Raw genomic sequence first — 22,447 nt, forward strand, 5'->3', positions numbered from 1 at the left:
GGCGACCGGCCGCCGTCGGGCCGGTTGCGTCAGTGCGCGCGGCGGCGCAGCGTCGTGAGCAGCTGCGAGAGCGCCGGGGCGGGGTCGGCGTGCACGGCGTCGGCGTCGGTGCGGTAGCGGTGCACCCGCAGCCGCCCGTGCACCCGCGTGGTGTCCTCGGTCCACTCCGGGACCCGGACCAGGTCAGCGACGGCGCGTGGATCCACCGCGGTCCGGGTCGCGGTGGTGGCTCCGGAGGCGTCCGTGGTGAGCGTGACGTCGCGCAGCTCGCCGGTGCGCAGCAGCCAGAACTCATGGACCCGGCGCGAGGCGTCAGCTCCGATCCGTTCGCCCTTGCTGTCGGTGACGAAGAACTCCTCCACGAGGGTGCCGGTCACCCGCCAGCCGCCGATGGGTTCCCGGCGTTCCAGGGTCGGGACCAGCACGGACTCGCCGAGCTCGTGCCACCCGAACTGCTCGGCGGCACGCGGGGGCCGGTACTCCTGGGACACCCACTCGTCCTGCGGCACCCGGGCCGCCTCCAACTCGTGCGCGACCTTGCGCGCGAACGCGAGCACGTGGGTGAACGCGATCGGGTCGTTCGGCTCCGCCGCGGCCAGATCGCTGGGTTCTTCGACCGTCTCCGACATGACGCCTCCTGCTTTGGTGGCTCCACTTTCGAGTCTCCCACAGGGGCGCGCGCCGCGCAGGTCGCTCCTGCCCGACGACGGCGTGGCTCGCCGGCCGGCTCGTTCGGCTGACCCGAAGTGCGGGTCGCGCCAGGAACTACCCGCAGGTCGCGTCAGCGGAATCGCCGGGCGCCTCGTTCGCCTGACTCGAAGTGCGGGTCGCGTGCAGGACCATCGACGGTTCGCGTCATGGGAACCGGATCCGCTGGGATGAACCCGTGGCCCTCGGCGACCGCACCGACGAGCAGCGGGACCGCGTCACCGGCGCCCACCTCGGCGGCGATGCGCACGTCCTCGCCGTGGCCGGCGGTGACCAGTTCCCGGCCGCTGGCGAGATCGGCCAGCAGCCGCGGCCAGCCGGAGTCGGCAGCAGCCGTGCGCGCCGCGCGGTAGGCGTCGCGGGCCACCTGCGCCTCGGGTGAGCACGCGCCCGGCGCACCGACGGACGCGGCCGCACCACCGCCGTCGGGCAGTGCTTCGGCGACGGCGTCGATCACGGCACCGGCGCCCCAGAGGTCCTCCACGGCGGGGCGCAGCGTGCCGTCCGGCCACCGCTCGCCGGCCGCGATGACCAGGACCCCGACGCCCCGGGCCGCGGCCCATCGACCGACCGCGGCCGCGTTGCGCAGGCAGCCGGCCAGCACCTGCGCGCCCGCGGACTGCAGGTGGTGGGAGATCGTGGCGCCGTTCGGTGACGGCAGCACCACCCGCCGCAGCCCCTCGGCCCGGCGCAGCGAACCCGGCGCGAGGCTCACCTGTCCCGGTCCCGCCTCGCCCCGGCGGACCGCGAGCTCGGCGTCGTGGCGTTTGGCGTGCTCGGCGGCGTCGGCGCGCGCCCACGGGTAGGGCAGCACCTCGATGCCACGGTCGGCGGCCACCGAGACGGCGGTACTGAAGCTGAGCACGTCCACCACCACGGCGACCTCGCCCGGCCGGATCAGCGCCGCGCCGGCCCGGCCCCACTCGAAGCGGACCCGAGCGCCTGCCTGGGTGTGCGCCGAGTCGGCAGCGTCGGACCGGTTCACAGGATCCCGGCCCGACGGCGGGTGGCCCGGTTCGCGTGCACGGACCAGCGGGGCACCCAGCGCCAGAGCGCGAGCGCCGCCACGGCGCCGAGGGCGCCCATCGCCCCGATCCCGGCCGCGAGGGACCCGAGCGCCGTCCCGGCGGAGACCACGAGCGGGCCAGAGGCGCTGCCGGAGTCGGAGAACAGCCGCCAGATGCCGAGGTACTGGGCGCGTTCGCCCGGCGGCGCGGTGTCCGCGCCGAGCGTCATCAGGATGCCGGAGCCGATGCCGTTGCCGAACCCCATGATCATGGCCACGATGCTGACGCTGACGAGGGTGTCGGTGAAGATCAGGGCGATCATCGCGGCGCCCATGACGAGCATGGACGGGATCGCCACCCAGAGTCTGCCGTACCGGTCCATGACCTTGCCGGCCGGGTAGAACAGGAGCATGTCGACGGCGCCGGAGATCCCGAACACCAGCGCGGTCGCGGAGGGCTCGAAGCCGAGGTGCTCGGTCCACAGCGGCAGCACCGTCTGGCGTGCGCCCCGGACCGCGCCGATGAGCAGCACGGCCACGCCGAGGGTGCGGAACACGGGCAGGTACTCACGCAGCACGGCCCGCATCGGGCGGCGCGGCGCGGCGTCGCGGGCGGCCACCGTGCGCTCGTGGGCCACCTCCGGGGCGATGACGACCACGATCGCCGCGGCCAGGGAGGTGCCCACCCCGAGCCAGTAGGCGTTCGCGGTGTCCGCGCCTCCGTGGATCAGTGCGGCGCCGGCGAACGGGCCGATGAACAGGCCGATCCGGGCGACCCCGCCGAGGGTGGACAGCGCCCTGGCCCGGCGCAGCGGGTGGATCACCTCGGTCAGGTAGGACTGCCGGGCGAGGGTGTACACGGAGTTCGTGGCCCCCACCAGCAGCACGCCGGCACCGATCACGATCAGGTTGGTCGCGAGCGCGATCGTGGCCATCCCGGCCATCGCCACGATCGAGGAGCCGATCATGGCCTTTCGGTCACCGAACCGGGCCGCGAGCATCCCGGCCGGGACGTCGGCGAGGATCTGCCCGATCGGCAGCAGCGCGGCCACCAGGGCCGCGGTGGCCAGGTCCGCTCCGAGGCCGATGGCGGTCACTGCGATCAGCGGAAGCATCGCCCCGACGCCGATCTCGAACAGCAACGACGGCAGGTACACGCCGGGGATCATCGTCCGCAGGGACGTGATGTGGTCGGGGGTGGGTTTCATCGCGGGGTCATCGTCTCGCACCCGTCGGGGCCGGCGCACGGGCGGTCAGTGGTCAAGACGAGTGCGTCGAATCCCAACGGACCGAGCTGAGGCCATGACGCCGGGCGCCCGGGGTGCGCTCCCACGCGCGCGCGCCTAGTTTGGGGACCGGGGCAGACAGGCTGCGGATCGCGTGCCGATGCCCGTCGGCTCACGCTCGATTCCAGTCACTAGTCATTGTCGATCGTCAGACATTTGGGGAATGAGATCAGCCGATGAATTCGGTGTGGGGACGAAGGGCCCTGCGTGCCGTCTGGGACTGCTTCAGTTGGGCGGCCGCCGTACTACTCGTGGTCGGGGCGCGGTACGACTTCACCCTGCCCGATGACCTCTGGGCCTCGGTCGGTTGGTACGTCGCTGCGACCTGCGTGCTCCAGATCGGCGTCGGCACCGCGCTCATGCTGTACCGCGGCCGCTACCGGACCGCGAGCTTCGACGAGTCGATCGGCATGGCGGTCACCGCCGTCACCGTCGGGGCGCTCCTGGCGATCACCTTCGTGGTGCTGCTCGGCTCATCGTTTCCCCGCGCCGTAGCCGTCTTGACCCCGCCCATCGCACTGCTATTCATGGGCGCGGGCCGCTGGATGTATCGGGCGAGCACGAGCTGGCAGAAGAACTCCCGGGTGCGCAACAAGCCGGTGCTCATCTACGGGGCTGGGGATGCCGGGCATCAGTTGATCCGGCTGATCGCTACCGACGACGCGACTCAGTACCGGGTGGTCGGGTTCATCGACGACGACAAGGCCAAGAGGAATCTCAGGCTGGTGGGCGTGCCGGTGCTCGGCCGCCGTGAGCACCTCCTCGATGTCGCGGCGAAGACCGGCGCCACCACCGTGATCTTCGCCGTAACGAACGCGGACGCAGCGACCATCAGGGAGATCTCCGACGTGGTGGTGGGTGGCGGGCTCAAGTTCCTGGTGCTGCCGCCCCTGACCGACCTGATCGGCGGGCGCGTCCGTCTCAGTGACGTCCGGGAGGTCGAGGTGAGCGACATCCTCGGGCGCCGTCAGATCAAGACCGACATCGACTCGATCGCCGGCTACCTCACCGGGCGTCGGGTGCTGATCACGGGCGCGGGTGGTTCGATCGGCTCCGAGCTCGCGCGGCAGGTACACCGGTTCGGCCCTGCCGAACTGACCATGCTCGATCGCGACGAGTCCGCGCTGCACGGCGTCCAGCTCTCGATCTACGGGCGGGGCCTGCTCGACACGCCCGACGTGGTGCTCTGCGACATCCGTGACGAGGATGCGCTGCGAAAGGTGTTCGCGGCCCGGCGCCCGGAGGTCATTCTGCACACGGCAGCGCTCAAGCACCTGCCGATGCTCGAGCAGTATCCGGAGGAGGCATGGAAGACCAACGTCCTCGGAACCCTCAATGTGCTCCGGCTCGCGGACGAGTACGACGTACGGCAGTTCGTCAACATCTCCACCGACAAGGCAGCAGATCCGAGCAGCGTCCTCGGCCACACGAAGCGGATCGCGGAGCAGTTGACGGCATGGCAGGCGGCGCGGGCCGATGGCACATACCTCTCGGTCCGGTTCGGCAACGTGCTCGGTTCCCGCGGATCCATGCTCCATGCGTTCAGCGCGCAGATCGCCAAGGGCGGGCCCGTCACGGTCACGCATCCCGAGATCACGCGCTACTTCATGACGATCCCCGAGGCGTGCGAACTCACGATCCAGGCCGCCGCGATCGGACGCGACGGCGAGGTCCTCGTCCTCGACATGGGTGAACCGGTCAGCATCCTCGACGTCGCCAAGCGCATGATCGCGAACTCCGGGAAGCGGATCGAGATCACGTTCACGGGGCTTCGCGACGGCGAGAAGATGCACGAAGTCCTCATCGGCCGGGCGGAAGCCGACGTCCGGCCGTTCCATCCCCTGATCACGCACGTCCCGGTGCCGCCACTGGCGCCGGAGGGCCTGCCGGCGGTCCAGTCACCTGCCGCAACGGAGGCCGTCGAGCACCGCGCCCGCTAGTCACCGTCGCTTGGGGCACCAGGCCATCTCAGGGGCAGAACCGAGCGGCGACCAGAAGACGAAAGGGCTCGTGTGGACACATCCAAGAGGACATGTCCACACGAGCCCGCGACCCGCAGGTCAGATCAGTTCGTCGCCCCAGCCGTTGCGGATGAGCTCATCGCCCCAACCTGCGCGGATGAGCTCGTCACCCCAACCGTTGCGGATGAGTTCGTCCCCCCAGCCCGCACGGATGAGCTCGTCGCCCCAACCGTTGCGGATCAGTTCGTCCCCCCAGCCCGCACGGATGAGCTCGTCGCCCCAACCGTTGCGGATCAATTCGTCGCCCCAGCCCGTGGCGACGGTGTCGTCGGATTGCGTGGCAGCGATGGCCGCTGGTCCGACGGCAACGAGTCCGAGTGCGGTCGCAGCAGCGACGGCGGCAATTCGGAATCTCAGACGGAAGGTCTTCTTCATATTCAGGCTCCTTTAGACGGGGTAAGGCGCGTGTGTCCACAAATGTGGCTTGCACGATCAAATCTACCCCAGCCCCCCCGTCCGGGCGAGCCCTCCGTATCACACTGAGCGGGTGAATCACCAACCGGCGTGTTGCCGGTCGAGGTGACTCAGTCGACCGGCGCCTCCTCGGGCTTCGGCTCCGCGTCGGGCCCACTCGGCGCCGACTGCTCGATGGCGACGACCTCGATGTCGGTCTCGTCCAGGTGTGGCGCACTCTGCTGCCACTCGTGGCCCTGCGCCGGGACATCGGTCTCGGAGTGGGCACCGCAGCCGTGATCGAGGGCGACGACCTTGCCGTCGTCGGGCGACCACTCGTTGGCGCAGACCCCGAACACGGTGCCGAGCGACCCGGCGATCCGCACAATGAAGCCGCACTCGGCGCAGTTCGCGCCGGCGGCCTTGGTGCCCGCCGTGTCCGGCCCTTGGGAGCCCTCGTACCAGCGGCTGGCCGCGGCATCGATCGCCTTGCGGTTCATCACCCGGTCGCGTCCGAGACCCAGCTCCGCGATCGCGATCCGGTCCTCCTCCGGGTCCCCGGTGGCCAGGTAGCCCGGCTCGAGCCGCTCGTCCTCCGCCACGTACGGGAGCCGGTCGGTCGGCCCGAGGTCCCCGGGCGCCAGGCGGTCCGCCCAGGGCAGCCAGGCGGGGGCCAGCAGGGCACCGTCGCCAGGCAGGAGTCCGCTCTCGCAGATGGTCGCGGTCCGGGACCGCGAGATCCGGGACATGGTCACGTACCAGCGCCAGCCCTCGTAGCCGGGCGAGGTGGCCGCGAAGTAGTGGGTCGCTAGCCGATCCGCCTCCAGCACCATGCCGAGGTGGTCGCCGACGTCCTTCGCACCCCCCTCGAGCAGTGCCTCGCGGGCCTGGTCGACGGCGGCTGCAAGGACGGCGTCCTTGGCGGGCCGGCGGGCGCTGGTGGTGGTTGAGGGCACAGTGAAGGTCTCCGTCATGGGTCTCAGGCGTCGAACTCGTCGGCCACGACGCGCAGCATCTGGGCCACCTTGGTGGCCTCGGCCTTGTCCGGGTAGCGGCCGGCGCGGAGCTTGTTGCCGGCGCGGTCGAGCAGTTTGATGAGGTCCTCGACGATCGGGCCCATGTCCTCGGCGGGACGACGGTGGGCCCGCGCCACGGACGGGGCGGCGTCGAGCACCCGCACCGAGAGCGCCTGGAGGCCGCGGCGGCCGTCGGCAACACCGAACTCCAGACGCGTGCCGGGCTTGGGGGCCGGGGTGTCAGGGGGCATCGCGGAGGCGTGCAGGAAGACCTCGCCGCCGTCGTCGGAGGCGATGAAGCCGAAGCCGCGGTCGGCGTCGAAGAACTTGACCTTGCCGGTGGGCACGAAGATCCCTGACTCTCTTGGTTCGTAGTGCGGGCGCGCCGAAGTGCGCTCGCAGACATGGTGCGGAGCCCAGTTTACCCGGACGCCCCGGCGACACCGAGCCAATGCCGTAATGACGTCCTTGCCCGGGTGGACGCCCGTACTGCGAACCGGGCGCGCCCAGGAATGCGACCTCCCCGGTGAGCGGTAGCCTGAAAATGAGGGCCCCACTCCGCATCCACCACAGATGGGGGCCATAGACCTTCGGGGAGTCTAGACGGGAAGGACCACAGCTTCCGATGTACGCGATGCATGGAGACCCGAACCTGAGCAAGGTGGCCCACGGTCCCTCCGGCCAGGGTAGAGCGATGTGAACGCCCGCATCCATCTGTCGCCGCCAGACGTCGGCGCGGATGAGGAGGCAGCGGTCCTCAGCGCGCTCCGGTCCGGCTGGATCGCGCCGCTCGGGCCGCACGTCGACGAGTTCGAGAGCGACCTCGCCGCGCTCACCGAACGGAAGCATGCCGTCGCATTGTCTTCCGGGACCGCCGCGCTCCATTTGGGACTACTCACGCTCGGCGTTGGGGAACGAGACTCGGTGATCACCTCGACGTTGACGTTCGCAGCAACGGCCAACGCAATCGTGTACACGGGTGCCCGGCCAGTGTTCGTTGACGCCGACAGGACAGGCAACATGAATCCTGCCATCCTTCGACATGCGATCGAAGACCAGGAGCATCGCGGCCGACGGGTAGCCGCAATCCTACCGGTTGACCTCTTTGGAAAGATGGCAGATCACGAATCTATAGGCAATATCGCAAACGAGTTCACGATCCCCGTGTTGACTGATGCAGCAGAATCGTTGGGTGCTTTGAGAGAAGGACGGCGTGCGGGTTCGACCGGCAACGCCGCCGCGGTGTCATTCAATGGCAACAAGATCATCACTACTTCCGGCGGCGGAGCATTGCTCACTGACGATGGCGCCATAGCACAACGTGTCCGGTATCTTGCGACCCAGGCGCGCCAGCCCACTCGACACTACGAGCACGTCGATATCGGATACAACTATCGCCTCTCGAACCTGCTCGCCGCATTGGGAAGTAGCCAATTGCGCCGACTGCCCGCGATGATAGAGCGGCGTCGAGCTCACCGCCTGATGTATCGTGAAATGTTTCGCGAGGTCCCTGGAGTGAGCGTCTTTGGTGGACCCGATGGTTCAAACGGCAGCGAAACCACTCAGGACAACTTCTGGCTCACGACAATCGTGGTTGACACCGAGACCGCTGGCTGGAGCGCTAACGACCTCATCACGCACCTGGAGGGCGCCGATATAGAAGCTCGCCCGATCTGGAAGCCGATGCATCTCCAGCCCGTATTCGCAAGCAACGACCGTTACGTCGATGGCACCAGTGAGTCGTTCTTCGAGCGCGGACTTTCCCTACCGAGCGGTTCATCTCTCGGACCGCCCGACACCCAACGGATACGTACGGCGGTCGAGAGGTTTCTGGAGGGTGGCCGAAGAACATGAGGTCCAGCCGATACGCACCGATCAAACGTTTCGGAGATGTCATCCTGTCCGCACTGGCTCTGGTTCTCACTGGGCCACTACAACTCACACTCGCCTGCCTCCTGGCAGCGACCCAAGGTCGCCCGGTACTTTTTCGGCAACCACGCCCGGGACTCGCCGAGGAAGAATTTGTTCTCGTCAAGTTCCGAACCATGCGCGACCCAGTGTATGAGCACGAACCGGACGCGCTTCGGATCACGCGAATCGGCCGAATCCTGCGCGAGACCAGTCTCGACGAGTTGCCGAGCTTCTACAACGTCCTAGTCGGGAACATGAGTATCGTCGGGCCACGCCCGCTTCTGCCGGAGTACCTACCGCTATACACCAACGATCAGCGACGTCGGCACGACGTTCGGCCCGGAATCACCGGATTTGCCCAGCTGGCTGGCCGAAACGCCGTACCATGGACCAGACGGATGGAGCTTGACGTGGAGTATGTCGAGCGCATGTCGGCTTTCCTCGACGCGTCCATCGCCGTGCGGACGCTGTACCTTGTTATACGTCGACGGGGAGTTTCCGAACCTGGGCATGCGACCTCGAGCCGATTCGACGAAGGGCCGCGCACGCATGGCTGACGGAACCGTGGTCTTCGGAGCCTCTGGATTCGGTCGGGAGGCGATCGACGTGATCCTCGATATCCGGGCCGCCGACCCGATGGCGTTACCACCACTCCTCGGCGTGATGGACGATCGTCCGAACGGACGGAGTCTCGAGAAACTCGCGGGTATCGGAGTGCCTTACCTCGGCCCCATCGCTCGATGGTCGGAGTACCAGGGCTCGGCACACTATGTCGTCGGCATCGGCGACCCTCGAACTCGGTACGACGTGGTTTCGCGGACAGACCCGTCTTCCGAGAGCGCGGCGACAATCGTGCACCCGTCAGCAACCGTGGGCCACGCCACGCACTTGGGCCGCGGCGTGATCGTCTGCGCCGGTGTGCAGATCTCAAACAATGTGACACTCGGCGAGCACGTCCACATCAACCCGAATGCCACAGTGGGTCACGACGCCCGTCTCCTTGACTTTGTCTCCATCAATCCCGGAGCGGTCATCTCCGGCGACTGCCTCATAGGCGATCGAGTGCTTGTCGGTGCCAACGCCACAGTGCTTCAAGGTCTCGAGATCGGCGCGGAGGCGATCGTGGGCGCCGCAGCGTGCGTTGTTCGTGACGTCTCGGCAGGACGCACGGTCAAGGGCGTACCCGCCGTATGAAGCGTCCCATCTCTCCCCGCCGCTCCACGGACTCGTCCGTGGGCGTCCGAGCCTCGGCCGAAGGCTCAAGGGCACCCTTGAGCACCGGGCACGCCATCGGGTTGGTCACCATCTCCCGCTTCGGGACACTCGGCGTCTCTCTCGTCGGTGGCGTCCTCCTGGCTCGCTCCCTCGAGGTGCCGGCTCGTGGCGTGCTGTCTGTTTCAATCACGCTCGTCTCCCTTCTGGCGTCCGTGGGCGCTGCCGGCCTCGAGACGGCCGCCCTACGGTCTGCGGGCGGCAGCGACGGCAGCGCCGTCCTCTACTCATCGATCAGGCGCTCGGCGCTCGTCACATGTGCGTGCGTGCCAGTCTCGCTTGTGCTGCTCATGTTCAAAGTGCCCATCGCCGGCCTCCAGCCCTTGGAGGCAGCGATTGCGGTTCTGACCATTCCCGTCATTGTCCTGAGCCAGCTCCTCAGCAACTGCTCCCTCGGAATGAGGCGCTACCGCGTCTGGGTCGCCTCCACCGTCGGGACCGTCTCCGCCTATGTGATAGGAATCGCGGGCCTCACAATCGCCGGCGTCACGTCGCTCGGCGCATACCTCGCAGCTTTCGCTCTCGGCTATGTCTTCAGTGCAATGGTGCTCTTGACCTCATTACGAGGTGCGGCTAGAAGGCCATCTCGAGACGCCGCCAGCAGAGTCGCTGCCAGCGCCAGCCGCATGACCGCAATCACGTTACTGCAGATGGTCTTCCTTCGCGTACACGCGCCACTTGTTCAAGCTCTCGGATCGAGCGGAGCTGCTGGCCTCCTCGCGGTTGCGACTCCACTGGTCGACGCCCTCTTGTTCCTTCCAGTCGCTGCCGGCCTCGTCCTTCTCCCCCGCTATGCGGCACAGAACCGCGGCTCAGCGAGACCGTTGCAGGACGCGCTCAGGGTCTCTCTCATCACAGCACTCGGAGCGATTGCGCTCGGTCTCCTCGCACCTATCGTCGTACCGTTCCTCTATGGGGCGGACTACGCGGACGCCTCCACACTCGTTCAATGGATGCTTCCCGGAGCCGTTGCATTTGCGTTCGCACGCGTGCTCCAGAGTCATCTCTTGGCGACCGAGAGTTACGCCACACTCGTACTCGGAAGCCTACTCGCCGTCATCTTCTCAGTGGCAGTGCAACTCATCCTGTCGCCCCACCTCGGCGCTACGGGCGCCGCCATCGCTATAGCCGCTGGCTACGTCACAATGACGGTCACGTTCTCTATCGGATACGCACGGAGACCAGCGAATGCGTAGTTCGGCAGGAAATCCTCAAGGGGGCAGTCGCAACCGAACTCGGGCGATCTGGCGTCCAAATCTGCCCGACAGTCCGAGCATGGGGCCGCGACCTTCGCAGGGATGGCCCATCGCCGTGCTGACGGCGACAATACTCACGACGCCCTTGGCCGGCGCCTCCAGTTTCCTATCATACGTCGGCCTTCCGATGCTCGGCGCTGGGGTCCTCCTCAACGCGCTACGTCGTAGGAGCACGACGGGAAGTCCGCCGAGTTCGGGTCCGGTGCTCTTAGCAACTTGGCTTGTCCTGACGACACTGGTGACAGCGCTCTTCTCTGACCGAGCCGAGGTAGCACCTCTGGCGCTGGTAGGGCTGGTTGCACTGACGGCCTGCTTAGCCGCCAGCTACTACCGATCGGCAAGCGACCTCCGTGTAGTTGAGTCGACGATTCTCGTGGCGACATCAATCCTCGCGATCGCGTTCATTGCTTTTGCTGGTCCCCGAGTCATTGGTGGAGGCGCCAACTCCTGGGCGCTCATCTATGAGAACTCGAACTGGATCAACTCCAACACACTCGGTCTTGTCTTCGCCATCGCAATTGGGGCCGGCGTCGGGCGGACTCTACGAAACGAACGGCGCCTCCTACCAGTACTCGCCGTCACGCTCTGCACCGCAGCGCTCGCCTTGACATTCTCGCGGAGCGCATACCTCGCCGCAGGCGCGATTCTGCTGCACGTGCTCGTGGGCAAGCGGAAGGCATTCCTCCTACTCCTACCAGTACTCCTGATTGGCTACGCGAACCTTCCGATGGCGGTCCAAGACCGCGTCACGTACACCACTGCTGGGAGCGGCCTGGATCCTTCGTCCTCGGTCAGGCTTGAGTTGTGGAGAGCAGCGCTAGCCATCGCTCGCGACAACCCGGTACTTGGCGTTGGCTTCCACTCGATCCGCCCCGCACTGGTCGAGTATGGTGCGCCTGACGGGCTCGCGTTTCCCCACAACGCTTATTTGACACTTCTACTGGGAGCCGGTGCGATCACCTTCGCCATAGTAATCGCGTGGATCGGCGGATATTGCGTGCGGCTTGTGAGGCAGTCTCGCCAGGACCCAACGGGGTCCGCCTGGACACGCCTCCTCACGTTGACGGCCGCGCTGGTTTGCTCATTCTTCGGCGAGCCGCTTCTGAGCCCGATCCCGACGATCATGCTCCTGGCACTGTTGACCGCGCCGTTCGTGAAGCCCGATCCTGGGAGGACCCGTGACCTATAGAATTCTCCAGATCAGTGGAACCGCGACGGGTGGCGGATGGTTCATCGATCAGGTCTCGGAGTTGGCCGATCGGGGCCACCACGTTGAAACCGTTGTCACGAACGACGGCCCGTTGAAGGATCAACTCGAGGCGCTCGGCATGCGGGTACACGTGATCCCATTTCGGGGATACCGACCACGAGACTGGTGGCGCGTTTGGAGAGCATATAGGCATTTGGTGAGATTGATCCGCGATGGAGAATTCGACGTGGTGCACGCTCATTTGTACAAGACAATGATCACATGCCGCATGATTCTGCGCGGGCGGTCGCGCCCCGTATTGATCTCACAGGTGGCAGGGACTGTCCACCTTAAGAGCACACTGCTGTCCGCAATCGATCGCGCCACCCTGCGGTGGGATACGACACTGGTTGCATCGTGCACGGACTTTGCGGAGACGTACCGGCGAATCGGTGCACGTAATGTTCGAACGAATTTCTACGGATGCCACACGGAGAACTTTGCACCTTCGGACACGCCTTCACCCTTTCGCGAAGAGTTCTCCTTGGATAGATCCGATATTGCTGTCGGCATGGTTGCACACATGTATCCAACGACTCTGCGCGCGTTCAGAGATGTCGGCGTGAAAGGACACGAGACGTTCATTGATGCGGCAGCGATTCTTGCAGAACGTTTTAGGGACGTTCGTTTCTTCGTCGTAGGCGACGAGTTCAGCGGGGACGGCAGCTATCGCCGCGCTCTGCAACAGCGAGCGTCGAAGCTCGTCTCGACGAACAGACTTCAATTCCTAGGCCACCGGACCGACATGCGGAACGTCCTTTCAGGTCTTGACATTCTGAGCAACCCATCCCTGAGCGAATCCGCCTCGTATACGATGATCGAAGCCGCACTGATGGAGAAGCCGGTTGTCGCGACCCGTGTCGGAGGACTGAAGGACACTGTGCTAGACGGACGAACCGGTCGGCTCGTGGACCCAGCGGAGGCCACCCAGTTGGCCGAGGCCATCAGCTCGTTGATCGTGGACGCAGACCTGCGGCGTGAATTCGGTAGGGCAGGGAGGCGTCACGTCCTCGGGCTCTTCGACATCCATGCAACGGTCGATGTTCTCGAGGCCATTTACGCGGACACCATCGACGGAGAGCACTCGTGACGAGTCGGTGGCCACGCCTCCTCCTGAAGGCTACGAGAGGGACTCGGGCCCGCAACTATCCGCTCTTTCCGCGCGATACCTGGACAGCGCGATACCCGCTGGACTGGCGCAGCCTCGCGGCATCGACTGACGCCCGTGGTGCAGTGATGGTCGGTCAGGAGGATGGCGAGCCCTGGCTTCATCCGGTTGCGACCAGTTTCGCCCTGCTTGCCCGGCTCCAGACCACTCCAGGGCCCTCGGAGGTCAAGATCATCGAGGCTTCCGTTCGTAGCCTCATAGAGGCTCAGTGCGCAGATGGCTCGTGGCGCTACCCCGTGGCCGTGCCGAGATACGGAGCACGCCCGGGATGGTCCTCCGGCATGGCCCAGGGACTGGCGATCTCTGCCTTGACCCGGTCCGCCGGGGTACTCACGAGCGCCGCGCTCGGCGTCACGATCGAGGCCAGTGTCCGTCGCGCTCACGATCACATGATGCTGCCGACCACCGCAGGCGGTTGCTCGGTATTCGACGCCGCAGGCGCACCATTCTTCGAGGAGTGCCCGGTCGAACCAGTTCCGTACATCCTGAACGGCGCCTGCTTCGCACTGATCGGGCTCTGGGACTTCGAGCGGACCTTCGGAGGAGAGGCTGGCGCCGCAGCGGCGCGCCGACTGTCCTCATTGTTGCCAGCATGGGATCTGGGCTACTGGTCGCGCTACGACCTCCGATCGGGCGCACCGAGTTCGCCCGATTACCACAGCCTCCATGTTTCCTTGCTGCGGGTCCTCGACGACCTGTACACCGAGGACTTCGCTGAGTACGCAACCCGCTTCCAGCAGTACCGCACGTCCCGCCCCCACAGATGGAAGGCCCTAGCAGTGCTTGCTGTTGAGCGGCTGTTGGTCCCAGTCGAGGTACGGCATGAGACGTGACACGCGAACAGTACGGCTCGTCGCGCCGCGGCGATCACCACATACGCAGACTTGGGTGCGCGCATTCACGTCACGGGGCTGGGAGGTCGAACTCGCATCTTTGACCTTTGGCCGCAGCGCCGTGTCATGGTGGATGCTCCCCTGGCGCGCACTCAAGGGCCGATTCAGTCCGAGACCAGCCGTGACGGTATTCCAGTCCATGGGCGCCCACGGACTCCTGGGTGCGCTCCTACCCCGGTCTCGACGGACCGTTGTTGTGCCCTGGGGTAGCGAGGTTGAGGCTGCTCGACGCTCGCGGTGGCGCTCCTGGATCGGAGGCTTCATTCTCCGGCGGGCCGACGTCGCACTGGTGACATCGAACGACATGGCGGAGACACTGCGGAGTCTCTGGCCGTCCTCGGCTCCGGAACTCATCGTCATCTCCTGGGGCGTTTCCGACGCCGCGCTGCGGCAGCATGACCACACCGCGGCGCGGCGCACGGTTGAACGAACAACGACCGCAGACCACAACTCGACCGTCGTGCTAGCCCCACGCGGCGTCGGCGGCGTCTATCGCCATCACCTTGTCCTTGAGGCATTCCGGCAAGCGCGCCGAACGAGGCTCGATCTCCACCTCCTCGTGATCGACACGAGGCGAACGGATGCCACCGAGTACGAACCGTCCGACAGCGATGGAGTCACCATCCTCCCGATGCAGCCGCGGTCGGAACTGCACACACTCCTCGCCGGAGTTGACGGTGTCGTTTCGATCCCCGCAGCAGACCAGCGCTCGACATCCGTACTCGAGGCGATCGCACTAGGTGCTCGCGTCCTTCTGAGTGACATTCCAGCGTACAGAGAACTTCTGGTCGAAGGCGCGGATGTCGACATTCTCGGAGAACCTGTCCTGGAATCCCTCACTTTGGCCTTTCGCTCGATTCAGCCGACGACACTCGCCGCACGGGAAGCGAACCAGCAATGGGCGCGTGCCCATGAGCGCGAGTCGATCCAATTCGATAGGATCGTGACGGCGTGCACCAGGGACGCCCGATGAAGATCGCCCTCGTCAACCAGTACGTGGTCCCCCCGGGCGCGGGTGGTGGCTCCCGCCACTTGGACCTGGCGCGAGAATGGGCGGCAGCGGGCGACTCGGTCGAAATTCTCTCAGGTTCCTTCAACCATTTCGCCCAGGAGGCTCCGCATGGGCACCGAGACACACTCTCGGTGCACGATGGCGTTCGCATCCACCCACTCTGGACACCGGGTTACCGCGGGAACGGCCTGCGCAGAATTCTCGACATGGTCTGGTTTGGGGCGCGGGCAGCGTTGTGTCGCAAATCCCTGAGCGGCGTTGACATCGTGATCGGGTCCTCTCCTCACCCGTTAGCAGCCTGCGCCGCCGCCATCCTCGCGAGACGCTTGCGCGTCCCATTCATCTATGAGGTTCGCGACCTTTGGCCCGAGACTCTGATCGACCTCGGATCGTTGGACCGCGAAGGGGTTGCCGCCCGTTCGCTCTTCGCGATCGAGGCAAAGCTCGTGCGTACTGCGGCAGTCACGGTCGGGGTGCCCCCACTGATGCGGTCGTACCTCGATTCGCGGAACCTCCACCCCCGCCAGTACGTGCACATCCCAAACGGGGCGGTCCTATCCGACGAGGTATCGAACGAGCGGTCGCATCGCGTCTCACGAATGATCGATGATCTGGGTAGCAAGGGTAGAACGGTCTTCGTCTACGCGGGTTCACTCGGGCGGGCGAATGGCGTGAAGGCGGTGGTCGTCGCAGCCACTCGCCTCGAGTCCCGCGGCGCCGACCTCGTTGTGCTCGGGGACGGACCAGAGCGTCGCAGTCTTGAAGAGCTCGTGGCAAAACTGGGCTCCACCAATGTCCACTTCACAGGCCAACTGCCCAAGCCGGTAGCCCTTGCATGCATGAGCGCGTCCACCGCGTCCATCTTCCACCTCCTCGATGCGCCAGTCTTCAAGTACGGTCTCAGTCCGAACAAGCTCATCGATTACCTTGCTGCTGGTCGCCCACTGATTTACGCCGGACCCCAGGTCGAAAATCCGGGCACCCGATCGGGGGCGTGCGTCATAGCACGCCCGGGCGACTCCGCGTCGATCGCCGAGGCGATGCGATCGATCATCTCCATGCCCGTCGAAGTACGCGACGCGTTGGGGACCAAGGCTCGCGACCACGCAACTCGGGAGCACTCAATTTCAACTCTCGCGGTCCGATACCGCGATGTCCTGAATCGAAGTGCATGACCGGTGGACCACCATCGGCCCATCACGGAGTCCCGGTCCTCGAGGACCTGGACAGCCTCAAAACCGTCACGGCATCAGCCCGCACGGTGGGCCGTGCCCGCACCCCGTAGTATGAGCGGACGTATCGTCCGGCCGGGGTGATGTCATGGCCGGGTTGGCTGGATGCAACCCAGTGTGCTTGGAGAATTCGTGGATCTGCGGGACTACCTGACACTGATCCGAAAGCGTTGGACGAGTGTGGCGATCGTGACGCTCGTCGTTCTCGCGATGACGTCGATCGTCACGGTGCTATCTCCGACGAACTACACCGCTCGGACCACCATCTTCTTCGCGGTCCAAGGCGGTGGATCCGTGAGCGACCTGGTGCAGGGTTCCACGTATGCCGAGAAGCAGGTCCAGTCGTATGCCGAGGTAGCCGTCGCTCCCATCGTCCTCGCGCCAGTGATCGACGAACTGGGACTGAACACCACCGTAGGCGCACTGGCCCAGCAGATCACGGCAACCGTGCCCGCTGGAACGGTCATCATCGAGATCTCTGTGGCAGATGAGAGCCCAAGTCGAGCAGCCGACATTGCCAACGCCATCGGCTCTGAACTCTCCGATGCGGTCGCCGCACTGTCCCCGAGCGGACCGGATGGCATCGAATCGGTTCGTGCAACAACTATCTCCTCAGCGACCGTGCCCGTCGCCCCAAGTTCTCCCAACGTCCCGCGGAACCTGTTGCTGGGACTTCTCCTTGGAGGCGCTCTCGGGGTCGGGCTCGCGATCCTCCGGGAGGTGATGAACACCAAGGTCCGAACGGAGGAGGACGTGTCACGGGTCACAGATGCCTCGATCGTCGCCACGATCGGTTTCGACAGCGACGCATCGGCCCATCCACTGATCGTCCAAGCCGATCCGCACTCGGCTCGGGCCGAGGCATACCGTCGACTGCGCACGAACCTTCAGTTCTTGGACATCGCGGATCGCTCGCATTCGATTGTCATCACGTCGTCCCTACCCGGTGAGGGCAAATCGACCACATCCATCAACCTCGCGATCGCGTTGGCGGAGGCGGGCACACGAGTTCTGTTGGTCGACGCAGACCTTCGGCGACCACAGATCGCAAAGTACATGCAACTCGAAGGTCGGGTCGGATTGACAACAGTCCTGATAGGTCGTGCTCAGCTCGCTGACGTGGTTCAGCCATGGGGTGCCGGGAATCTCCATGTCTTGCCCTCCGGACGCGTGCCACCGAACCCGAGTGAACTGCTCGGTTCGGGGGCGATGGAGACGCTCATGGAGTCTGCCGCCCAGGAGTACGACGTGATTCTGCTGGATGCGCCACCCCTGCTCCCCGTAACAGACAGTGCCGTTCTTGCTGGCAAGGCTGGAGGAGCGCTCGTAGTGATCGGGAGCGATGAGTTACACCTGAGCCAGCTCGAGGACTCGCTCGAGTCACTAGAAGCAGTCGACACCCGGCTCCTGGGTCTGGTGTTGAACAAGGTACGAAAAGCGCACGCGGGAAGCTACGTCGAATATGACTACCGGTCCACATATGCGTCACACGCCACACGCGGCAAACGAGGCAAGGGCCACGGCAGGCGAGGCAACCCGCGGCCGACGCCCCAGTTGGAGTCCTCCCCACGGACCACGCAAGCCGACGTCATGGACCCTCAACCCGTCGCCAGTGGCTCGCACACCACGAGCTCATCGGGAGCCGCGCCGCCACCGACGATCCCCCCTCGGCGCGCCAGCACCGACGCTAGACGTGGCACCGGCCAGCGCTAGCCAGACGGCTACCGCAGCGTTCTACCGAGGCACAGGCACATCGATATGACGAGACCCGAGCACTTCCCTTTCGCCGTCCTCGTGATCTGTACCGGCAACATCTGCCGGTCCCCCGCCGTCGAACGGCTCCTGACCGCCGGGCTCGACGCGAGTGTCTACGTACGCAGCGCGGGCACGCACGCGATGGTGGGGGAGCCGATCTCCGCACCGATGGGGCCACTGGTCAAGGAAGCCGGGGCCAACCCCGACCACTTCGCGGCGCGGCAGGTGACGGAGAACGCGGTCCGTCAGGCGGATCTCGTGCTGACCATGACGCGTGAGCACCGGGGCGCGGCCGTGGACCTGTGGCCCGGAGCCGTGCGCCGCACCTTCACCTTGCGGGAGTATGCCCGGGCGCTCGGGATCATCGACCTGCGCAAGGTTCCCGCCGGGCTGAGCCAGGGACAGCGCTTGGCTGCAGTGACGCCGATGGCCGCGGTGATGCGTGGGCAGGGCCAGCCGCACGACCCGAAGGAGGACGACGTGATCGACCCCTACCGGGAGTCGCCCGAGGTGTACCGGCAGGCGTTCGAGCAGTTGGAGCCGGCCGTGCGGACGATCGTGCGGGTCGCCCGGGGCGAGTGAGCCGGACTGGCGGTCACCAGGTCGTGCCGGCGTCGGCCGAGACGAGCACCTGCTCGCCGGCCCACAGCCAGGCGACGTCCTCGTTGAGGGCGAGGGCCACGGCGCCCGGCTGGGCGTCCGGCACCGGAACACAGGCGGCCGTGTCGGTGAGCCCCGCGACGTCCTCGGTGACGAACCTGACCGCGACCCCGTCGCACCCCTCCTCCAGCGAGGCGAACAGGTAGCCGAGGTTGTCGGCGTTGCTGCTGAGCTGAGGGGCCAGGGCCACTCCTCCGGCCAGGTTGCCCGCCGCCGCCCAGGTCGCGCCCGCGTCTCCGGTCAGGTGCACGGCGCCGTCCGTGCACAGCACCGCGGCTTGGGTGTTGGTCAGGCCGGCCACATCCACGACCTGCGTCGTGCACGGCGCCGCGGTGCCGCCTGGGCCGTGCACGGCGTTCCGGTCCGCCGGCTCGAGGTACCAGGCGCCGGGGAGTTCGTTGTCCTGGCTCTCCCACTCGGCCCCCGCGGAGGCCGTGATCGTGAAGGACGGCTCGCAGTCTTCGGCGCCACCGATCGCGAACGCGGTCGTCTCGGCCAGAGCCTTGAGCCGGACGACCGGGGCAAGGCCCGGATCGGTGGTTGCCCACGTCTGGCCACCGTCGCCGCTGAACTCCACCAGTCCCGGGGTCTCGCAGTCACCCACCGTGGCCCGCCACCCGATCTCCACGGAGGCGATCGTGAGGAGCCGGAGCGCCGGGACCGGCTCGACCGGCGCGGCGGTGGTGGGCTCGTCCTCGGGCGCAGTGGTCGTCGTCGACGGCACCGGCTCCGGCGCGGTGGTGGTCGGCTCGGGCTGGGTCGGCGGAATGTAGGGGTCGGCGCTCGGCGGCGTCCGCGGTCGGAACAGCAAGGCGATCAGAATGACGTTCAGCACCACGAGCGTGGCAAGGGCGATTGCGGCCAGTCGGTTCTCCTGGAGCCATCGCATGATTGTGGATCCTAGGTGAGGGCGGCAACCGGCCGCCCGTGGAGGCGGCCCCATCACCCGCCCGCGCCCGGCGAACTGCCGGGGTGAGGGCGCAACCTCACCCACCCTTCACCCGCGAGCACCACCCGGCCCCGAACGGCCATGGGGAAGTCTGGGACCCGTCCCGCCCCCGACACCGAGGTCGTCCGTCATGAGCACCAGCGCCAGGATCCGCCACCGCACGGTCCCGGTCCCCAGCAGCCCGCAGCTCGAGCGCGATCGCGTCGACGCCCGGCCGGCGGACCCCCCCGACGGACCAGCGCCCGCAGACCCGGCCCGCGACGGCGAAAGCGGGACCGGCGCCGATGCTGCGACCCCGCTGACCCATCCTGCTCCCATCGGGCGGTGCTCTCCCGCCCCCGGAGCCGAAAGCCCAGCGTTGACCCGTAGAATTGTGCGGATGACCACCCGCCAGAACGCCGCCGGTCAGCCCGCCGCCGGCGACGCCCTCTCGGCGGCCCTGCGCGGTTGGGACGACGCCCGCCTGCTGAACCTCCTGGCAGCCCGGCCGGACCTGGCGAGCCCGGCGCCGAGTTCGGTGACCGCGATGATCGCCCGGGCCGGCTCCCGTGCATCCGTCAGCCGCGCCCTGGCCAATCTTGACGCCCCGACCCTGACGGTCGCCGAGGCGCTCGTGGTGGCGGACGAACCCGCGGGTGTCCCGGCGGCCCGGCTCGCTGCGCTGCTGGGCACGGACGTGACCGGCTACCTGCAGCGCCTGCTCGACCTCGCGCTGGCCACCGGCGACCTCGACGGCGCCCGGGCCGTGCCTGCCCTCGCTGAGGCGATCGGACCGCACCCGCTCGGCCTCGGCCCGAGCCTGACCGACCTGCCGGTGAACCTCGCCGACGGCTGGCCCACCACCAACCGGGCGCTCACCGCCGTGCTCGCGAAGGCACCGCCCGGTCCGGTCCGGATGCTCGAGGCACTGACCTGGGGCCCGCCGCTGGGCACCGTGACCAACGACATCCCGCCGGCGGCCCGGTGGCTGCTCGATGCGCACGTGCTGTTCCGGATCGCGCCGACCCAGCTGGTCCTGCCCCGCGAGGTGGCGCTGGCCGCCCGGGCCGGCCGCCTGGTCCGCGAGTTACGCACCGCCCCTCCCCTGCCCGAGGCGACGCGCCGCCCGCCGGCGACGGTCGCCTCCGAGACGGTGCGCGTCGCGGAGGAGGCGATGCACGCCGTCGGGCTGGTCCTGGACGCCTGGACGAAGGACCCGCCGGCCGTGCTGCGCTCTGGCGGCCTGGGCGTGCGGGACCTGCGCCAGGTGGCGAGCGCGCTCGAGGCGTCGAGCACGCGGGCGGCGTTCGTGGTGGAGCTCACCGGGATGCTCGGCCTGCTCGGCCACTTCCACGACGTGGACGGCAGCGTCTGGGCGCCGGTCGCCGAGGCCGAGGACTGGCGCGAGGAGCCGATGCCGACCAGGTGGGCACGGACCGTGCGGGCCTGGCTGGACTCGCCACGGACCCCGTGGCTGGCGGGCTCCCGCACGGACAAGGGGGTGCTCCGCTCGGCGCTGGAGCCCGAGCTGGAACGGGCCTGGGCGTCCCCGCTGCGGCGACGGGTGCTGGAGTCGGTGCGCGCCTGGCCGGAGCACGCGGCACCGGACGCCGCGGCCGTGCACGCCCACGTCGCCTGGCACACAGCCAGGGCGGCGCCGCCGTTGAGTGCCGTGCAGGCGATCCTCGACGAGGCGGCCATGCTCGGGCTGACCGGCGCCGGCGCGCTCGGCGAACCCACCCGGCTGCTCCTCGACGGCGCCGGCGAAGGCGAGCTGGCCGTCGCGTTCGCGCGGGACCTGCCACCGTCGGTCGACGAGATCTTCGTGCAGGGGGACCTGAGCGGCATCGTGCCCGGCCGGCCGAGCGCCACGCTGGCGACCCTGCTCGCGACGAGCGCCGACGTCGAGAGCCGCGGCGCCGCGCTGACGGTGCGCTTCACGGCCGCGTCGATCCGGCGGGCCCTGGATAGCGGGCTCACCGCCGAGGTGCTGCTGGGCCGGTTGCGGGAGGTCTCCCGCACACCGTTGCCGCAGCCCCTGGAGTACCTGATCGCGGACACGGCACGCACGCACGGGCAGGTGCGGGTCGGCTCCGCGCGGGCGTTCCTGCGCTCCGACGACGCCCGCGCCCTGACGGCGGTGCTCGCCGACTCCCGGCTGGCGCACCTTGGGCTGCGGCTGATCGCCCCGACGGTGCTGGCCGCGCAGGCGAGCGCGCACGACGTCGCGGACGCCCTCCGCGCGACGGGTAGCGCCCCGCTCCTCGAGGGCGCCGACGGCGAGCTGCTGGTGCTCTCCTCCCGTGCCGTCCGCGCGGCTCGGCCGGTCTCCGGGCCGGCAACGCCGAGCCCGACGGCGGTGCCGCTCGCCGAGGTGGTGGCCGGCATGCACGCCGGGCAGGAGCGGGCCCGGCGGCTGCTCACGGAGCGCGCCGCCCAGCCGGACCTCACCGACCCCGGCCGGTCGGTCGACCTGCTCCGCGCCGCGGCGGCGCACGGCACCGAGGTGGATCTGGTGATGGCAGGCCCGAGCGGGCGCACCGAGCGACGCCGGGTGCGCCCGGTGAGCGTGGACGGCGGCCGGGTGCGGGTGCGGGACCTGAGCCGGGACTCCGAGATCACGGTGGCGGTGCACCGGATCGCGGCGGTGCGGCCGGTAGGGCCGACCCCGACCTGAGTGC

20 protein-coding genes are annotated in these 22,447 nt (G+C 67.6%); 13 read left to right on the forward strand and 7 right to left on the reverse strand.

Annotated features, from left to right (window positions below):
- Positions 1 to 29: 29 nt before the first annotated feature.
- From KCQ71_RS23505 to KCQ71_RS23515, 3 genes are all read right to left on the reverse strand, one after another.
- Entirely contained in the window at positions 30 to 629 is a 600-nt protein-coding gene (locus KCQ71_RS23505; protein WP_223411061.1) for a hypothetical protein, read from the reverse strand.
- Positions 630 to 781: 152 nt separating this feature from the next.
- Positions 782 to 1,693: a 2-phosphosulfolactate phosphatase gene (locus KCQ71_RS23510; RefSeq protein WP_223411063.1), complete on the reverse strand. Its 912-nt coding sequence runs from the start codon at positions 1,691 to 1,693 to the stop codon at positions 782 to 784.
- Positions 1,690 to 2,922, reverse strand: a complete 1,233-nt coding sequence (locus KCQ71_RS23515; RefSeq protein WP_223411065.1) for an MFS transporter — start codon at positions 2,920 to 2,922, stop codon at positions 1,690 to 1,692. The genes KCQ71_RS23510 and KCQ71_RS23515 overlap by 4 nt, the downstream gene beginning before the upstream one ends.
- Before the next feature lie 254 nt (positions 2,923 to 3,176).
- Here KCQ71_RS23515 and KCQ71_RS23520 point away from each other — a divergent pair, with 254 nt between their 5' ends.
- A complete protein-coding gene (locus KCQ71_RS23520) occupies positions 3,177 to 4,940 on the forward strand; it encodes a nucleoside-diphosphate sugar epimerase/dehydratase (RefSeq protein ID WP_223411067.1) in 1,764 nt (587 codons plus the stop codon).
- A 120-nt stretch (positions 4,941 to 5,060) separates the two neighbouring features.
- Here KCQ71_RS23520 and KCQ71_RS23525 read toward each other — a convergent pair whose 3' ends face one another.
- The 3 genes from KCQ71_RS23525 to KCQ71_RS23535 all read right to left on the reverse strand — a co-directional run bounded on the left by KCQ71_RS23525 (position 5,061) and on the right by KCQ71_RS23535 (position 6,777).
- The gene (locus tag KCQ71_RS23525; RefSeq protein WP_223411069.1) at positions 5,061 to 5,396 is read right to left on the reverse strand and encodes a hypothetical protein; all 336 of its coding nucleotides are present in this window, start codon (positions 5,394 to 5,396) and stop codon (positions 5,061 to 5,063) included.
- Positions 5,397 to 5,545: 149 nt separating this feature from the next.
- Positions 5,546 to 6,370 carry a DUF3027 domain-containing protein gene (locus KCQ71_RS23530; protein ID WP_223411071.1) on the reverse strand — a complete coding sequence of 275 codons (825 nt, stop codon included), beginning with the start codon at positions 6,368 to 6,370 and terminating at the stop codon, positions 5,546 to 5,548.
- A gap of 23 nt (positions 6,371 to 6,393) precedes the next feature.
- Positions 6,394 to 6,777: a cold-shock protein gene (locus KCQ71_RS23535; RefSeq protein WP_223411073.1), complete on the reverse strand. Its 384-nt coding sequence runs from the start codon at positions 6,775 to 6,777 to the stop codon at positions 6,394 to 6,396.
- A gap of 349 nt (positions 6,778 to 7,126) precedes the next feature.
- Between KCQ71_RS23535 and KCQ71_RS23540 the strand changes: the two genes are divergently transcribed.
- The 11 genes from KCQ71_RS23540 (at position 7,127) to KCQ71_RS23595 (ending at position 18,760) form a co-directional block, all read left to right on the forward strand.
- The gene (locus tag KCQ71_RS23540) at positions 7,127 to 8,284 is read left to right on the forward strand and encodes an aminotransferase class I/II-fold pyridoxal phosphate-dependent enzyme (RefSeq protein WP_223411084.1); all 1,158 of its coding nucleotides are present in this window, start codon (positions 7,127 to 7,129) and stop codon (positions 8,282 to 8,284) included.
- Entirely contained in the window at positions 8,281 to 8,898 is a 618-nt protein-coding gene (locus KCQ71_RS23545) for a sugar transferase (RefSeq protein ID WP_223411086.1), read from the forward strand. The genes KCQ71_RS23540 and KCQ71_RS23545 overlap by 4 nt, the downstream gene beginning before the upstream one ends.
- Positions 8,891 to 9,535: an acetyltransferase gene (locus KCQ71_RS23550; protein WP_223411088.1), complete on the forward strand. Its 645-nt coding sequence runs from the start codon at positions 8,891 to 8,893 to the stop codon at positions 9,533 to 9,535. The genes KCQ71_RS23545 and KCQ71_RS23550 overlap by 8 nt, the downstream gene beginning before the upstream one ends.
- Positions 9,536 to 9,612: 77 nt before the next feature.
- On the forward strand, positions 9,613 to 10,809 hold the full coding sequence (locus KCQ71_RS23555; RefSeq protein ID WP_223411090.1) for a lipopolysaccharide biosynthesis protein: 1,197 nt from the start codon (positions 9,613 to 9,615) through the stop codon (positions 10,807 to 10,809).
- 115 nt (positions 10,810 to 10,924) lie between these two features.
- On the forward strand, positions 10,925 to 12,058 hold the full coding sequence (locus KCQ71_RS23560) for an O-antigen ligase family protein (protein ID WP_223411092.1): 1,134 nt from the start codon (positions 10,925 to 10,927) through the stop codon (positions 12,056 to 12,058).
- Entirely contained in the window at positions 12,048 to 13,208 is a 1,161-nt protein-coding gene (locus KCQ71_RS27985; RefSeq protein WP_504739610.1) for a glycosyltransferase family 4 protein, read from the forward strand. Before KCQ71_RS23560 ends, KCQ71_RS27985 begins: the two co-directional genes overlap by 11 nt.
- Before the next feature lie 146 nt (positions 13,209 to 13,354).
- A complete protein-coding gene (locus KCQ71_RS23575; RefSeq protein WP_223411100.1) occupies positions 13,355 to 14,119 on the forward strand; it encodes a D-glucuronyl C5-epimerase family protein in 765 nt (254 codons plus the stop codon).
- A 349-nt stretch (positions 14,120 to 14,468) separates the two neighbouring features.
- Entirely contained in the window at positions 14,469 to 15,152 is a 684-nt protein-coding gene (locus KCQ71_RS23580) for a glycosyltransferase family protein (RefSeq protein ID WP_223411109.1), read from the forward strand.
- Entirely contained in the window at positions 15,149 to 16,366 is a 1,218-nt protein-coding gene (locus KCQ71_RS23585; protein WP_223411111.1) for a glycosyltransferase family 4 protein, read from the forward strand. The genes KCQ71_RS23580 and KCQ71_RS23585 overlap by 4 nt, the downstream gene beginning before the upstream one ends.
- Positions 16,367 to 16,555: 189 nt before the next feature.
- Entirely contained in the window at positions 16,556 to 18,136 is a 1,581-nt protein-coding gene (locus KCQ71_RS23590) for a tyrosine-protein kinase domain-containing protein (RefSeq protein WP_223411122.1), read from the forward strand.
- Positions 18,137 to 18,181: 45 nt separating this feature from the next.
- A complete protein-coding gene (locus tag KCQ71_RS23595; RefSeq protein WP_223411124.1) occupies positions 18,182 to 18,760 on the forward strand; it encodes an arsenate reductase/protein-tyrosine-phosphatase family protein in 579 nt (192 codons plus the stop codon).
- A gap of 13 nt (positions 18,761 to 18,773) precedes the next feature.
- Here the strand turns inward: KCQ71_RS23595 and KCQ71_RS23600 are convergent, their stop codons facing one another.
- Positions 18,774 to 19,727 (reverse strand): hypothetical protein, encoded by a 954-nt coding sequence (locus KCQ71_RS23600; protein ID WP_223411125.1) that lies wholly within the window; start codon positions 19,725 to 19,727, stop codon positions 18,774 to 18,776.
- A 439-nt stretch (positions 19,728 to 20,166) separates the two neighbouring features.
- Between KCQ71_RS23600 and KCQ71_RS23605 the strand changes: the two genes are divergently transcribed.
- Entirely contained in the window at positions 20,167 to 22,443 is a 2,277-nt protein-coding gene (locus tag KCQ71_RS23605) for a helicase-associated domain-containing protein (RefSeq protein ID WP_223411127.1), read from the forward strand.
- Positions 22,444 to 22,447: the final 4 nt, after the last annotated feature.

Origin of the sequence: Occultella gossypii (assembly GCF_019947135.1) — a bacterium.
Taxonomy (GTDB): domain Bacteria; phylum Actinomycetota; class Actinomycetes; order Actinomycetales; family Beutenbergiaceae; genus Occultella; species Occultella gossypii.

Bases quoted from the DNA above. Each gene is read 5' to 3' on its own strand.
- KCQ71_RS23505 (WP_223411061.1), bottom strand. From the start codon at position 629: ATGTCGGAGACGGTCGAAGAACCCAGCGATCTGGCCGCGGCGGAGCCG.
- KCQ71_RS23515 (WP_223411065.1), bottom strand. From the start codon at position 2,922: ATGAAACCCACCCCCGACCACATCACGTCCCTGCGGACGATGATCCCC.
- KCQ71_RS23520 (WP_223411067.1), top strand. From the start codon at position 3,177: ATGAATTCGGTGTGGGGACGAAGGGCCCTGCGTGCCGTCTGGGACTGC.
- KCQ71_RS23525 (WP_223411069.1), bottom strand. From the start codon at position 5,396: ATGAAGAAGACCTTCCGTCTGAGATTCCGAATTGCCGCCGTCGCTGCT.
- KCQ71_RS23545 (WP_223411086.1), top strand. From the start codon at position 8,281: ATGAGGTCCAGCCGATACGCACCGATCAAACGTTTCGGAGATGTCATC.
- KCQ71_RS23550 (WP_223411088.1), top strand. From the start codon at position 8,891: ATGGCTGACGGAACCGTGGTCTTCGGAGCCTCTGGATTCGGTCGGGAG.
- KCQ71_RS23575 (WP_223411100.1), top strand. From the start codon at position 13,355: ATGGTCGGTCAGGAGGATGGCGAGCCCTGGCTTCATCCGGTTGCGACC.
- KCQ71_RS23585 (WP_223411111.1), top strand. From the start codon at position 15,149: ATGAAGATCGCCCTCGTCAACCAGTACGTGGTCCCCCCGGGCGCGGGT.
- KCQ71_RS23595 (WP_223411124.1), top strand. From the start codon at position 18,182: ATGACGAGACCCGAGCACTTCCCTTTCGCCGTCCTCGTGATCTGTACC.
- KCQ71_RS23600 (WP_223411125.1), bottom strand. From the start codon at position 19,727: ATGCGATGGCTCCAGGAGAACCGACTGGCCGCAATCGCCCTTGCCACG.
- KCQ71_RS23605 (WP_223411127.1), top strand. From the start codon at position 20,167: ATGACCACCCGCCAGAACGCCGCCGGTCAGCCCGCCGCCGGCGACGCC.